At 42.2% G+C, this 14,587-nt stretch carries 15 protein-coding genes; 10 read left to right on the top strand and 5 right to left on the bottom strand.

Going from position 1 to position 14,587, the window contains the following annotated elements; genetic code table 11:
- Window positions 1–48: 48 nt before the first annotated feature.
- From gshB to ruvX, 3 genes are read left to right on the top strand one after another with little or no spacing between them, the layout of a single operon-like run.
- Entirely contained in the window at window positions 49–1,002 is a 954-nt protein-coding gene (gene gshB, locus AN214_RS12305) for a glutathione synthase (protein ID WP_054979998.1), read from the top strand.
- 29 nt (window positions 1,003–1,031) lie between these two features.
- Entirely contained in the window at window positions 1,032–1,601 is a 570-nt protein-coding gene (locus AN214_RS12300; protein WP_054979997.1) for a YqgE/AlgH family protein, read from the top strand.
- Window positions 1,602–2,042 carry a Holliday junction resolvase RuvX gene (ruvX, locus tag AN214_RS12295; RefSeq protein WP_010561716.1) on the top strand — a complete coding sequence of 147 codons (441 nt, stop codon included), beginning with the start codon at window positions 1,602–1,604 and terminating at the stop codon, window positions 2,040–2,042. It begins immediately after the preceding gene.
- A gap of 9 nt (window positions 2,043–2,051) precedes the next feature.
- Here the strand turns inward: ruvX and AN214_RS12290 are convergent, their stop codons facing one another.
- From AN214_RS12290 to AN214_RS12280, 3 genes are read right to left on the bottom strand one after another with little or no spacing between them, the layout of a single operon-like run.
- Window positions 2,052–2,948, bottom strand: coding sequence for a hypothetical protein (locus tag AN214_RS12290; protein WP_054979996.1), 897 nt, complete (start codon window positions 2,946–2,948; stop codon window positions 2,052–2,054).
- 14 nt (window positions 2,949–2,962) lie between these two features.
- Window positions 2,963–4,093: a PilT/PilU family type 4a pilus ATPase gene (locus AN214_RS12285; RefSeq protein WP_054979995.1), complete on the bottom strand. Its 1,131-nt coding sequence runs from the start codon at window positions 4,091–4,093 to the stop codon at window positions 2,963–2,965.
- 9 nt (window positions 4,094–4,102) lie between these two features.
- On the bottom strand, window positions 4,103–5,161 hold the full coding sequence (locus tag AN214_RS12280; protein ID WP_010561719.1) for a type IV pilus twitching motility protein PilT: 1,059 nt from the start codon (window positions 5,159–5,161) through the stop codon (window positions 4,103–4,105).
- Between the two features lie 37 nt (window positions 5,162–5,198).
- Here AN214_RS12280 and AN214_RS12275 point away from each other — a divergent pair, with 37 nt between their 5' ends.
- The 4 genes from AN214_RS12275 to AN214_RS12260 all read left to right on the top strand — a co-directional run bounded on the left by AN214_RS12275 (window position 5,199) and on the right by AN214_RS12260 (window position 7,800).
- Window positions 5,199–5,885, top strand: a complete 687-nt coding sequence (locus tag AN214_RS12275) for a YggS family pyridoxal phosphate-dependent enzyme (RefSeq protein WP_054979994.1) — start codon at window positions 5,199–5,201, stop codon at window positions 5,883–5,885.
- Window positions 5,886–5,909: 24 nt separating this feature from the next.
- Complete coding sequence (gene proC / locus AN214_RS12270; RefSeq protein WP_054979993.1) at window positions 5,910–6,731, top strand: pyrroline-5-carboxylate reductase; 822 nt, start codon at window positions 5,910–5,912, stop codon at window positions 6,729–6,731.
- Window positions 6,731–7,267 carry a YggT family protein gene (locus AN214_RS12265; protein ID WP_010561722.1) on the top strand — a complete coding sequence of 179 codons (537 nt, stop codon included), beginning with the start codon at window positions 6,731–6,733 and terminating at the stop codon, window positions 7,265–7,267. The genes proC and AN214_RS12265 overlap by 1 nt, the downstream gene beginning before the upstream one ends.
- A gap of 92 nt (window positions 7,268–7,359) precedes the next feature.
- Window positions 7,360–7,800, top strand: a complete 441-nt coding sequence (locus AN214_RS12260; RefSeq protein WP_010561723.1) for a DUF4426 domain-containing protein — start codon at window positions 7,360–7,362, stop codon at window positions 7,798–7,800.
- An 89-nt stretch (window positions 7,801–7,889) separates the two neighbouring features.
- Here the strand turns inward: AN214_RS12260 and AN214_RS12255 are convergent, their stop codons facing one another.
- Window positions 7,890–9,569 carry an alkaline phosphatase gene (locus tag AN214_RS12255; RefSeq protein ID WP_054979992.1) on the bottom strand — a complete coding sequence of 560 codons (1,680 nt, stop codon included), beginning with the start codon at window positions 9,567–9,569 and terminating at the stop codon, window positions 7,890–7,892.
- Between the two features lie 204 nt (window positions 9,570–9,773).
- Here AN214_RS12255 and rdgB point away from each other — a divergent pair, with 204 nt between their 5' ends.
- The 3 genes from rdgB (at window position 9,774) to AN214_RS12240 (ending at window position 13,412) form a co-directional block, all read left to right on the top strand.
- Window positions 9,774–10,367 carry an RdgB/HAM1 family non-canonical purine NTP pyrophosphatase gene (gene rdgB, locus AN214_RS12250; RefSeq protein WP_054979991.1) on the top strand — a complete coding sequence of 198 codons (594 nt, stop codon included), beginning with the start codon at window positions 9,774–9,776 and terminating at the stop codon, window positions 10,365–10,367.
- Window positions 10,367–11,503, top strand: a complete 1,137-nt coding sequence (gene hemW, locus AN214_RS12245) for a radical SAM family heme chaperone HemW (protein ID WP_054979990.1) — start codon at window positions 10,367–10,369, stop codon at window positions 11,501–11,503. Before rdgB ends, hemW begins: the two co-directional genes overlap by 1 nt.
- Before the next feature lie 82 nt (window positions 11,504–11,585).
- The gene (locus AN214_RS12240) at window positions 11,586–13,412 is read left to right on the top strand and encodes a DUF885 family protein (RefSeq protein WP_054979989.1); all 1,827 of its coding nucleotides are present in this window, start codon (window positions 11,586–11,588) and stop codon (window positions 13,410–13,412) included.
- A 108-nt stretch (window positions 13,413–13,520) separates the two neighbouring features.
- Here the strand turns inward: AN214_RS12240 and mdh are convergent, their stop codons facing one another.
- Entirely contained in the window at window positions 13,521–14,459 is a 939-nt protein-coding gene (gene mdh / locus AN214_RS12235) for a malate dehydrogenase (protein WP_010561728.1), read from the bottom strand.
- Window positions 14,460–14,587: the final 128 nt, after the last annotated feature.

Genomic DNA, 14,587 nt, shown 5'->3' with positions numbered 1-14,587 from the left:
CTGCAAGCATCCCCATAACATAGAGAGTTGAAAATAAAGGAAACTAACATGACGATTAAGCTTGGCATCATTTCTGATCCTATTGCTGGATTTAATATCAAAAAAGACACCGGCTTCGCCATGATGCTCGAAGCGCAAAAACGCGGCTATGAAATTCATTACATGGAAATGAATGACTTGTTTTTACGTGGTGGGCAAAGTTTCGCAACGTCGTCTGTTGCTACCGTGTTTGATAACACCGAAAAATGGTATGAACTTGAAGACAAGCAAACCATTGCTCTAGCTGATTTAGACGTGATTTTAATGCGTAAAGATCCACCGTTCGATACCGAATATATTTACGCAACTTACCTGTTAGAGCGCGCTGAGCAAGCGGGTACTCTCGTAATTAACAAACCGCAAAGCTTACGTGACGCTAACGAAAAACTATTTACTGCGTGGTTTAGTGAACATACACCAGACACACTGGTGACTCGTGAACAGGCACATCTTCGCGCGTTTTTAGAAGAGCACAAAGACATTATTCTGAAACCACTTGACGGTATGGGTGGCGCGTCAATTTTCCGCGTAAAACAAGATGACCCAAATATTGGCGTTATTTGCGAAACATTAACAGCACACGGCAGCCAATATGCAATGGCACAGAATTACATTCCAGCGATCAAAGATGGTGATAAGCGCGTATTGGTAGTTAATGGTGAAGTGATTCCCTATTGCTTAGCGCGTATTCCACAAGGCGGTGAAACCCGCGGTAATTTAGCAGCCGGTGGCCGAGGCGAAGCACGCCCGATTACCGATGTAGAACGCAAAATTGCCGAAGCAGTGGCGCCAACATTAGTTGAAAAAGGCTTAATTTTTGTCGGTCTTGATATTATTGGCGATAGGCTTACTGAGATTAATGTTACTGCACCAACGTGCGTAAAAGAAATTGAAGCGGCATTTGATATTTCAATTACCGGTAAGTTATTCGACGCAATTGAGCAAAAAGTGGCGCATACTTAAAGCTGAAGATAATACAAAAGGTGCAATCAATGAGTAATCAAACCCAGTCATTACAAAATACCTTTTTAGTTGCAATGCCAAACATGCCCGACCCACGCTTTAAACACAGCGTGACTTACATTTGTGAGCACAATGAATCTGGGGCAATGGGGCTGGTTATTAATCAACCCACCAATCTTACGGTGGGCGAGTTACTCGACCAAATAGATATCGAGAATAACAAGATGGCAACTAACAGTAGCGTAGCAGTAATGTCGGGCGGTCCAGTTCACACTGACCGAGGGTTTGTATTGCACAGTACCAAGCCAGGTTATAGTTCAAGCTCGAATATTAGCTCTGATATTATGATCACTACCTCGAAAGATGTGCTTCACGAGCTGACAAGCCATGAAGCACCAGATCAATTTCTGATTACCTTAGGCTATGCAGGTTGGGATCCCGGTCAGCTTGAAAAAGAACTGGTCGAAAATACTTGGCTTACCGTACCTGCCGACCCTGAGATTATTTTTAATACACCAGCGCACTTGCGTTGGCAAAAAGCAATAGAGAGTTTAGGCATTGATATCGATAAACTTTCTCTCTATTCAGGAAATGCGTAAATGAGTAAAAACCCTATCGGGCAACGTACACTAATTGGTTTTGATTTTGGTACCAAAAGCATTGGCATTGCCGTAGGTCAGGAAATATCAGGTACGGCAACCGCACTTAGCGCTGTCGCTGCAAAAGACGGTATTCCAAATTGGGACAACGTAAAAAAAATTCTCGATGAATGGCAGCCTGATTTATTAATAGTCGGCTTACCGCTCAATATGGATGGCACCAACCAAGAAGTAACCTTTAAAGCCAAGAAGTTTGCAAAACGCTTGCATGGCATGTTCGGTTATCAAGTTGAAGTGCAAGATGAGCGCCTTACCACGACGGATGCAAAAGCACGCTTATTTGATCACGGTGGCTATCGAAATTTAGCGAAAGATAAAGTAGATAGCATGTCGGCACAAATTATCTTAGAAAGCTATTTTGAAAGCCTTTATGGGGACTAAGCACCTCGCTTAGTCTTTACTAATTAACTCACTATTTAGCACTTTCACACTGCCCTTTTCAGGAATAAAACCCGCTTCAATATACGCCGATTTAATGCGTTGTTGCGTTGCGAGTATTGCTAACCCCTTTTGTAACGCCTCAAACGCCGCTTTACCATCAGGGTGAGTTTTGCTCACCACATAATGACGACTATCATCAAATGTAAGTGCGATGCCCGGCACAGCTAGTAACTCTAACGAGTGCAATTTGTAGTGGTTATTAACAGCAGGCATAAAAGGCAACAAAGCAAAATCCGCCCACTTTTTATCAACTGCACGAATTTGCTGTAACCATTCATCATCTTTGTACAGCTTTTTTAACTTTAAGCTTTTGAGAGTTTGCCAGTCGGCGTGCCAACGGGGGGTTGAAATAGATGTGAAATGAGAAAAATCATCTAAGCTGTCAATTGCGAAGACTTTTCGGTTTTCAGGATGAGCAAATACGCCTGCTAGGTACTCACCTTTGTTAAACACAGCTGCAGAAATATAAGCGTGCTCTGCTATTTTTTCTGCATCTGCGTACCAGTACGTGTCGAAGCTAAGTAGTTGCTTACCACGCTCTAAAATATTGGTGTTGCGCAGCGTTACTTTACCCACTTGGTAGTTAAATGTTTTATCAAAACCACCGAGTTTCAATGCCTGCAATGCAAGCACCATATCCACTACGTCGCGACGCATGCGATAACCGCTAAACGAGGTAATCTGATGTACATCACGTCCAGCCAGAAAAGCTTGAAAATCAACATACACATCATCGCGAATATACATATCAACGGAGTTATTTGAATTCGCAGCGTTCGCCGCAAAACCAAATAACATGCACGCTAATACACAAAAACAAATTTTAAAACGACTTAACTTCAACATAAGCGTATCACTTACTACTGGTTTTTATCTCCATCAAGGCCATCAACCGTAACACCTTGTAAAAAGCCTGCACCTTGTTGCTCATTATTGCGTAATTTAATCATTAAGCGCAGATCGTTCGGTGAGTCAGCATGGTGTAGCGCATCGGCATAATTAATGCGATGCTGCTGGTAAAGGTCAAATAACGCTTGGTCAAAGGTTTGCATACCCATTTCGCGCGATTTAGACATGGTTTCTTTAATTGCCCCTACTTCACCGCGTTTTATTAGTTCTGCCACCATAGGCGAGTTAAGTAAGATTTCAATTGCAGCTGCACGGCCGTGTCCATCGCTGGTCGGCACAAGTTGTTGTGCAACAATAGCACGTAAGTTAAGCGCTAAATCGTACTTTAACTTATCGTGCTTTTCTTTTGGTACTAAATGCATAATACGGTCGATTGCTTGGTTCGCGTTGTTTGCGTGCAGTGTAGCCACACACAAGTGACCTGTTTCAGCAAATGAAAGTGCATATTCCATGGTTTCTTGCGAGCGGATCTCACCAATCAAAATTACATCAGGAGCCTGACGTAGAGAGCTCTTTAGTGCCGATTCGAAACTTTCAGTATCCAGTCCCACTTCGCGTTGCGTTACAATACTCTTTTGGTGTTCGTGAACAAATTCAATCGGGTCCTCAATAGTTAAGATATGACCACGCTGGTTGCGGTTACGATACCCTAACAGTGCCGCAAGTGAGGTTGATTTACCGGTACCCGTACCACCCACAAACAGGACTAAGCCACGTTTTGACATAATCACGTCGGTTAAAACCGGTGGTAAGCCAAGGTCGTGCACTTCCGGAATGGTGGTTACGATACGACGAACAACCATGCCCGCTTTGTCGCGCTGCCAAAAAGCCGAAACACGGAAACGACCCGAATCACGTGCGATCGCAAAGTTACATTCTTTGGTTTCATGAAATTCGGTTTTCTGCTTGTCGGTCATTGCCGATTCAACTAGCTCTAACGCTTCTTCTTCAGTTAAATCTGAATGACCAATCGGACGAAGTTCGCCATTAACTTTTACACTTACAGGCAAGAATGTAGACACGAATAAATCCGATGCTTCACTCTCTACCATTTGTTTTAAAAAATGATCTAAGCCGTGCATAATTTACCCCTAGTAAGATCGTGCGCCTGCTGCGCCAAAGTTGCTCTTATCGTGGGCTTTTGCATATGCATCTTGCTGTGTAATTAAGCCGCGATTTAGCAAGTTACCTAAACACTGGTCCATCGTCTGCATGCCGTGCGATGCACCGGTTTGTAGCGATGAATACATTTGCGCAATTTTATCTTCACGAATAAGGTTACGAATTGCTGGTGTACCTATCATGATTTCGTGTGCTGCGATTCGTCCGCCACCTACTTTTTTCACCAGTGTCTGTGAAATTACAGCACGTAATGATTCAGATAGCATTGAACGTACCATGTCTTTTTCTTCACCTGGGAATACGTCAATAATACGGTCAATGGTTTTTGGTGCAGAGGTGGTGTGCAAGGTGCCAAATACTAAGTGACCGGTTTCTGCCGCAGTCATTGCAAGGCGAATGGTCTCGAGGTCACGTAATTCACCTACCAGAATAACATCTGGGTCTTCACGAAGCGCCGAGCGAAGTGCGTTATTAAAGCTGTGTGTATCACGGTGCACTTCACGTTGGTTAATTAAGCTTTGCTTATTGTCGTGTACGAATTCGATTGGATCTTCAATGGTTAGTACGTGGTGATGCTTATGCGAATTAATATAATCAATCATCGCAGCAAGCGTTGTTGATTTACCCGAACCTGTCGGCCCTGTTACCAACACTAAGCCACGCGGGTTGTTGGAAATATCTTTAAATATTTCAGGACAGCCTAAATCATCAAGGGTTAAAACTGTGCTTGGGATGGTACGAAACACCGCGGCTGGACCACGGTTAGAATTAAAGGCATTAACACGGAAACGCGCTAGGTTTGGCACTTCGAAAGAAAAGTCACATTCTAAGTTTTCTTCGTATTCTTTTCGCTGCTTATCATTCATAATATCATACACTAAGCCGTTTACGTCTTTTGGTCCAAGTGCGGGGATATTGATTCTTCGAACGTCGCCATCAACGCGGATCATAGGTGAAACACCTGATGATAAGTGTAAATCTGATGCATTATGTTGCACACTGAATGCCAGTAATTCAGTAATGTCCATTGGATTGCTCCACTAAGTTACTTATTTGAATAATTATATGATTACAATAGCAGAACGACTTAAAATAGCCTATGACAGAATCGCAAAAGCGATAAAAAATTCTCACATTTTAGGGCAAAAAGTGGCTTTATTAGCGGTCAGCAAGACAAAGCCTAGCACTTTAATACGAGAGGCATACCAAGCTGGTCAACGTCAATTTGGTGAGTCTTACGTGCAAGAAGCGGTCGATAAAATCGCTGAATTATCCGATTTAGGCGACATTGAATGGCACTTTATCGGCCCTATTCAATCAAATAAAAGCGCGCAAGTAGCAGCTAATTTTGACTGGGTGCAAAGTGTCGACCGCATTAAAATAGCCAGGCGCCTAAATTATCAACGCCCCTCTGAACGCGCTAAATTAAACGTGCTTATACAAGTTAATATTGATGATGAGCAGAACAAGTCTGGCTGTTCGCTGTCAGAAGTCGATGCCTTAGCACAGTACATTGCAACATCTGACAATTTGGTATTGCGTGGTGTTATGACAATTCCTAAAAAAAGCGACTCACTAAACGAGCAACAACACAGCTTTGCCAAACTGCAAACTTGTTTTAATCAATTGAAATCCCAATATGATAGTATAGATACACTTTCAATGGGCATGAGTAACGATGTTGAAGCAGCAATAAGCCAAGGCAGCACAATGGTGCGTATTGGCACCGATATCTTTGGCCCAAGAAACTAACGATTAACCAAAAAGAGAGTTCCTATGTCACAAAACACCATTGCATTTATTGGTACCGGTAATATGAGTTACGCCATTATTGGCGGATTAATCAATGGCGGCTTTGCCCCAAACAATATTATCGCAACCAACCGCAATGCAGAAAAACTTGCCAAAGTTGGCAATGACTTTGGTATTCAAGTAACTAACGACAACATTAAAGCAATCGACCAAGCCGATTACGTTGTACTCTCGGTTAAACCGCAAATGATGGCAGACCTATGCCAAACCATTAAAGATTCAGGCATTGCTTACCAAGACAAAGTGTTTATTTCCGTTGCGGCAGGCATTAAAGTGGCGCGTTTACAAGAAATGCTAGACCACCCGGTTAAGATGATCCGCTGCATGCCAAATACTCCTAGCTTACAAAGCAAAGGCGTAAGCGGCTTATTCAGCAATAATACCAGTGAACAAGAAAAGCAATTTGCAACCGAGGTATTTAGTGCAACAGGTATTGTTACTTGGCTTTCAGAAGAAGACCAAATTAACGATATTATTGCGGTAACGGGTTCATCTCCTGCGTATGTATTTTTGTTCTTAGAAGCGATTGAACAAAAAGCAAAAGAGCTCGGTTTTAACGCTGAACAAGCACGAGAGTTAGTGCAGCAAGTAGCTGTAGGTGCCAGCGATATGGTGGCAAAATCGCCTGACTTATCAATCAGTCAGTTACGTGCTAATGTTACTTCAAAAGGCGGTACAACTGCCGCGGCTATTGCGCATTTAGAGCAGCAAAACTTAATGCAAACTGTCGCCGATGCGATGGATGCATGTATCGCACGCGCACAACAAATGGAGCAAGAATTTTAATGAATGACGCGTTTCGATTTTTAGTTGAAGTCGTTTTTGACTTGTACTTGATGGTTGTATTACTGCGCTTTTGGCTACAATCCGCGCGCGCTGATTTCTATAATCCGCTCAGCCAGTTTGTAGTAAAAGCCACCAGCCCTCTACTCAACCCAATTCGCAAGGTAATTCCTGGACTTGGCGGTTTTGATCTTGCCTCACTAGTGCTTGCACTGATTGTCGCAGCGCTCAAAATAGTGACCATTTCACTGCTTTTCTTTGGTGGAATTGAACCTGTTACCGTATTGGTTGGCAGTTTAATTACTGTGATTAAAGAAGGTTTAAACTTGGCCTTTTGGGTACTAATTATCCGGGCAATTTTAAGCTGGGTAAGCCAAGGACATAACCCAATCGAAGCGATTTTCCATCAACTTACTGAGCCAATGTTACGCCCGATTAGAAAAATCATTCCACCCATTGGCGGGTTAGATTTATCAATCTTAGTGCTGATTATTGGATTACAGTTTCTTCAAATCTTATTCCTTGATTTATTTAGATAAAAACGAATAAATTCAGGTAGAATAAAAAAGCCGCACAATGCGGCTTTTTTGTCATCTATACTAATATTAATACTTAATTTAAGGGGCGGATTATGAAAACCCTAATTTCACTTTGTTTAGCATTTTGTGCATTTATGGCAACAAGTGTTTTAGCAAATACCGAGCAAGGTGGGCAATATAAAGAGCTTGGTAATTGGCAAGTGCATTACATTGCTTTTCCATCAACTGTATTGCAACCAAAAATAGCGCAACACTATGGTATTGAACGCAGTAATTACAATGCGGTTATCAATATTTCGGTATTGGATAAAGCAACGAAAAAAGCACAAAAAGTGGCTATTTCAGGCACAGCCAAAAACTTACTTGGTCACAATGAAACGCTAGCATTTAAAGAGATCATTGATGGTGATGCAATTTACTATATTGCAGAGCTTGGCTACAGCAATGAAGAGCTGTATCGCTTTAAGCTTGATATTAAAGGGCAAAATAAAAGCGAAGTGCTCAGCTTCCAACAAAAATTTTATGTTGATTAATATTTTTTCTTAAACAAATTAGTTTAAACATTAAAAAAGCGCCTTACGGCGCTTTTTTGTTATTGGCTAGTGTTACTCTTAAAGTGAGTTTACAAGCCAAGCGCTGCCATCATTTTCTGACCAATATCAACATGGTGTTGCATGGTTGAGAACTGTTTAGTTACACCTTCAGGACCAAACGCATAAACTGGAACAGGTGCTGCTGTATGTGTCCCTGTACCCCAAACAACATTTTGGTGACGAGCAAGTGCACGACCAATTTTTGCTGTGTGGTCTTCGTCTGCATATACATAAAACTCGTTAAAGTCGTCAAACTTTGGCGTTACATCAGCACTTTGATAAGAGTGATCTGGGTCATAGTAAGGGTTGTTTTCACGCTCACCTACTTTCTCAGCTTCCTCTAGTGTCACTTTATACGCGCTGTAGTTATTGATTGCAGTCATCCAATCGTTTGCTGTTGCAGCGTCAAAGTTCCAATCTGCGTTTGCCATATCAAGCATGTTGTAGAAAGTACCCGACTGCTTATAAAGCATTTCTAAGTGGCTTAAATCACCAAAGTTGAAGTTAGGCTTGTAATCGCGACCTTGCATGCCATCGCCTGGAAGTGTTGTTGCTTCAGGCATATTGTAACGTGAGTAACTAAAACCAAAGCTACCCGTTTCATGGTCAGCTGTTACAACAACTAGCGTATCGTTACGGTCTTTTACCCATTCGTAAACCGCTTCTACCGCTTCGTCAAACTTTAATAGTTCATGTAGCATCCAACCCGCATCGTTCGCGTGTCCTGCCCAGTCAATCTGACCACCTTCAATCATTAGGAAGAAGCCATCTTCATCTTTAGAAAGCACATCAAGTGCCTTTTTAGTCATTTCTTTAAGCGATGGCTGAGAGCAGTTATTTGCCTCTTTACATGCTGAGTAGGCAATACCGTCAGCCATACCCGAGTTTGCGAACAAACCAAGTAGTTTAGTTGTTTCTGTAGCAGCTAGCTGGGCTTTATCAAACGCTAGTTCATAACCAAACTGCTCTTTCGCTTCAACGACTAAGTTACGGTTGTCGCTACGCTTTGATTTTTTATATACCGATTCAGGCGCGCCAAGTGCACTCATAACATCACGATCGGCCGCATCCGTTTTAATATCAGACGGTAAGAATACGCGAGCACCACCTGAAAGTAATACATCAACATTGCCACTTTCGATTAGCTCTTCAGCAATCGCAGGTTCAAGTGAACGATGTGGTTGGTGCGCGGCAAATGCCGCTGGTGTTGCATGGGTAATGCGAGTATCTGATACTAAGCCTGTTGCTTTGCCTGCTTTTTTCGCTTTTTCTAAAATGGTTTCAACGATATTACCTTGTTCATCAAGGCCAATCATTTCAGAACCTGCCGCTAAGCCTGTCGCTAATTGTGTTGCAGAACACGCTGAGTCAACAACCAACTTACCATTATCACCATGCGGTGCATTAAGCGATAAGCCCATTACACCTTGATTGGCAAAGTTAGATAACGCAGTCACACCATTTTTAGCACTGTAGGTTGAATTAGGTGCGCGGCGTGCATACTCTTCAAGTAAGCCAACTTGCTGCGGGCCCATACCATCACCAATCATTAAAATCACGTTTTTAACTTCAGTAACCGCTACTGGTGGTACTTCCACCTCTTTAATCACTTCAACTTCTTTAATTACTTCTACGATTTCTTTATCGTCAGAACCACAACCCGTTATAAGTAAGCTAGCAACTGCTAGGGCGACACATGTTTTTTTCATTATTTTGTACCCGTATGATTTAAAATTTGCGATAGCCTACTTATCTATTGTTAAACTAAGATTTCATATTTATGGCATTTAGAATAATCACTCAAACTCTAACTCATTGAAAAGTAACAGTATAACATTTCATGAAATCCACAAAGCAATACGCTTGCGCTCTTGATATAATAACTAACATCATTCCTTTAGAAATTTCGTTTTATGTCATTTGAAAAAATCGTTTTGGCAACGGGTAACCAAGGTAAAGTTGCTGAGCTTGCGGATAAACTTGCTAGTTTGAATATTGAAGTAATCGCACAGTCAGAGTTTGATGTGCCAGAAGTTGCAGAAACCGGCACCACATTTATTGAAAATGCCATAATCAAAGCAAGGCATGCGGCAAAGATTACTGGCTTACCGGCAATCGCCGACGATTCAGGTCTTGAAGTTGAAGCCCTAGGCGGTGCTCCGGGCGTTTACTCAGCACGATTTGCAGGTGTTGATGCGAATGACTCTGATAACATTGATAAGCTATTAAGTGAACTAGGCGATAATCCAAATCGTACAGCCCGTTTTTGGTGTGTATTAGTATTAATGCGCCACGCTGATGACCCTACTCCACTGATTTGCCAAGGTGTATGGCAAGGAGAGATTTTACCCGAGCGTCAAGGTGAACAAGGCTTTGGTTACGACCCTGTATTCTTTAGTCATGAGAAAAATTGCAGCGCAGCAATGCTTGATAAGGCAACTAAAAATAGCCTAAGCCACCGCGGTAAGGCGCTTAATCAACTGCTCGACTTGCTCAAGGCTAATTAATGAAACTGCCACCATTGAGTCTTTACATACACATACCTTGGTGTGTGCAAAAGTGCCCATATTGTGACTTTAATAGTCATGGCGTAAAGTCCGATATTCCTGAATCTGCTTACGTACAGCATTTGCTAGATGATTTAAAAACCGACCTCGATTATGTGCAAGGCCGCAAACTCACTAGTATATTTATCGGTGGCGGCACACCGAGCCTGTTTAGTGAAAAAGCTATAGCTAACTTATTGCAAGGTGTTGAGCGCCTTATCCCATTCGCAAACGATATAGAAATAACCCTTGAAGCGAACCCGGGTACTGTTGAAGCTGAGCGCTTTATTGGCTACCGCGCAGCTGGCGTTAATCGTATTTCTATTGGTGTTCAATCACTGCAACAAGACAAACTAAAAAGCCTTGGCCGTATTCATAATGCCGATGAAGCAATTAATGCGGCAAAATTAGCAAAGACCATAGGTTTAAACAGTTTTAATATGGACTTGATGCATGGATTGCCAGATCAATCCATCGATGATGCACTGAGTGATCTTAAACAAGTTATCGCGCTCAATCCGCCCCATATTTCGTGGTATCAACTCACCATTGAACCTAATACCCAATTTGCGTCAAAACCCCCAGTATTGCCTGAAGATGAAACCTTGTGGCAAATTCAAGAACAAGGCCACCAGCTATTAACGGATGCAGGTTACGAACAGTATGAAATATCTGGCTATGCCAAACCGGGTTTTCAATGTCAGCATAATTTAAATTACTGGCGCTTTGGTGACTACTTAGGTATTGGCTGTGGCGCCCATGGCAAAATCACCGATTTAACAACACAAAAACTGGTACGCACTGTTAAGGTAAAACACCCTAAAGGCTATATGGACTTAACTAGGCCATACCTATTTGATAGCTGGCACGTAACAAACGATGAACTGCCTTTTGAATATTTCATGAACCGCTTACGCCTACATGAATCATTCAACATCAACGAGTTTGGTGAGTTTACTGGGCTACCACTTGAACACGTTGAAACTAATTTAAATCACGCGGTTACTGCAGGATTAATGCAAAAAAACGACAATATCTGGCAAGTTACCGCAAAAGGACACCGCTTTTTAAATGACTTGTTACAATTATTTGTGTAACGTCGTTTGTAGCGACCCCTGTAAAACAGTAACGTTGAGTAAATACTTCGTTATAAAGTCATAACTATAAAGGTAAAACAAAATGCTTAAGCGCTCATTAATTGCAGCAGCAATCAGCTCTGTTTTTTTAGTTGGTTGTCAAACACCAGCAACAACACAAGATACAACTGCTGAAGTAGTTAAACAACAATCAGAAAGCGAACGTGCAAACGCGTTCTTTGAAGAAGTTTTTATGCGCGGCGTAATGCGCAGCCCTGTTTACCAAACCTATATGGGCATCAAAAAAGACTATGACAAATGGGACGACGGTTCTGAAGCACGTGCGTTAGAAGATTTAGCGCTTGCGAAAAAAGACCTTGAAACGCTGCGCGCTTTTGACCGCAGCAAGCTAGATAGCACGACACAAGTTAGCTATGACTTAATGGAACAGCGTTTAGTACAAAGCATTGATGACTTTAAATGGCGCTACCACACGTATCCAGTAAATCAAATGTATGGCACACACTCAATGATCCCTGCATTTTTGATTAACCAACATCAAATTGCCGATTTAAGTGATGCAAAAGCGTATATTTCTCGTTTAAATGGTGTACCAACGGTATTTGAACAACTTGAAAAAGATCTAGAAACTCGTGCTGTAAAAGGCATTATCGCACCTAAATTCGTGTTCCCACATGTAATTGATTCAAGCAAAAACATTTTGAAAGGTGCGCCTTTCACAACTGGTGAAGATTCAACCCTGCTTACTGACTTTAAACGCAAAGTGGCAAAGTTAGAAATCGCACAAAATGAAAAAGACGCTCTTATCACTGATGCAACAAATGCGCTTAAAACAGCAGTTGGACCTGCATATGAATCGCTTATCAGCTACCTAATTGGTTTAGAATCTCGCGCTGATAACCGCGATGGAGCTTGGAAGTTCCCAGAAGGCGAAGCTTACTACAACAATGCATTAGCACGCACGACAACAACCGACCTTACTGCGAAAGAAATTCACGCGATTGGTTTAGCTGAAGTGGCACGTATTCATGATGAAATGCGTGAAATCAAAGATAAAGTTGGCTTTAAAGGCGACTTAAAAGCGTTCATGGAATTCATGAAAACCGATAAGCAGTTCTACTTGCCAAACACGGAAGAAGGTAAAGCAAAGTACCTTGCTGATGCGACGGCAATGATCGATAACATGAAGTCGCGCCTTGATGAGTTATTTATCGTTAAGCCAAAAGCCGACATGATTGTAAAACGTGTTGAAGCATTCCGTGAAAAAGCAGCAGGTAAAGCGTTTTACCAGCAACCTGCGCCAGATGGCTCACGCCCTGGTATTTACTATGCCAACCTTTACGATATGGAAGCAATGCCAACTTACCAAATGGAAGCGCTTGCTTACCATGAAGGTATTCCAGGCCACCACATGCAAATTGCTATCGCGCAAGAGCTTGAAGGTGTGCCTAAATTCCGTAAGTTTGGCGGTTACACAGCATACGTTGAAGGCTGGGGTTTATACTCTGAAATGGTGCCAAAAGAAATGGGCTTATACGAAGACCCTTACTCAGACTTTGGTCGTTTAGCAATGGAGTTGTGGCGTGCATGTCGCTTAGTAGTAGATACAGGTATTCACGCGATGAAGTGGACGCGCCAACAAGGCATCGACTACTACGTAAATAACACGCCAAATGCAACGTCAGACGGCGTTAAGATGGTAGAGCGTCACATTGTAATGCCATCACAAGCAACAGCGTATAAAATCGGTATGATCAAAATTGTAGAACTACGTGAAAGCGCGAAGAAGCAACTTGGTGAAAAATTCGATATCCGTGAGTTCCACGATGTTGTACTTAAGAGCGGCCCTGTACCACTTAATACCCTTGAAGGCTTTGTAAACGATTGGGTTGCAAGCAAACAAAGTTAATACGCTTTAAAAAATAAAAGGCGTAGTAAGCGCCTTTTATTTGTTATCAATTAAGATACAAAAAGGCCGCAATTGCGGCCTTTTTTACTGTAACAACTTACCGCGGAATTAACCGTTGATGAAGTCGATACCTTCTTGAATGTCTTTGTTAAGCGTTTCAAGCATGTCGTTCTTTGCTTTCTCTTCGAATGCGCTAAGCTCACCGTAAGAAAGGATTTCTTCAACACCGTTTTTGCCTAAACGTACTGGGTGTGCAAAGTATGCTGCGTCACCACCGTCGATTGCAACGTATGCGTAGTCGATAACACCTTCTTCACCTTGTAAGCCTTTAACTAAAGACTGAGTGAAACGTGCAGCTGCTGCGCCCATTGAAAGTGTCGCTGAACCGCCACCCGCTTTTGCGTTAACAACTTCAGTACCTGCATTTTGAATACGTGGAGTAAGTGCTTCAACTTCTTCCGCTGTGAACTCAACACCTTCAACTTGTGAAAGAAGTGGAAGAATAGTTGTACCTGAGTGACCACCGATTACTGGTACTTTAACAGAAGCAACGTCTACGCCTTTAAGTTCAGCGATAAACGCTTCTGAACGGATAACGTCTAGTGTCGTTACACCGAATACACGGTTAGCTTCGTAAGTACCTGCCTTTTTGAATACTTCAGCAACGATTGGTACAGTGCCGTTTACAGGGTTAGTGATAACACCTACAAGCGCCTTAGGACAGTTTTTAACAATGCCTTCAGCAAGTGTTTTAACAATGCTTGCATTAACATTGAATAAGTCTGCACGGTCCATACCCGGCTTACGCGGCATACCTGCTGGAATAATTACGATATCTGCGCCAGCAAGTGCTGCATCTAAATCGTCTTTACCAAAACCTTCAACTTTAACTGCAGTTGGGATATGTGATAGGTCAACAGCAACACCTGGAACAACTGGCGCTACATCGTATAACGATAGCTCAGAACCAGCTGGTAATTGTGTTTTAAGTAATAAAGAAAGGGCCTGGCCGATACCACCAGCTGCGCCTAAAACTGCAACTTTCATGTGAATTCTCCGTGATTAGAGGTAGGTATTTAAAAAAGTGCCATAAAGATAATGAAAAGTGCGCATAAAAACAAATAAAACAGGTATTTTTTATATAAATCTCGACCATAGTTGTAAACTTTATCCGA

The organism is Pseudoalteromonas sp. P1-9 (assembly GCF_001399975.1).
Lineage (GTDB): Bacteria > Pseudomonadota > Gammaproteobacteria > Enterobacterales > Alteromonadaceae > Pseudoalteromonas.
This window is presented reverse-complemented; position numbering and strand designations above follow the sequence as displayed.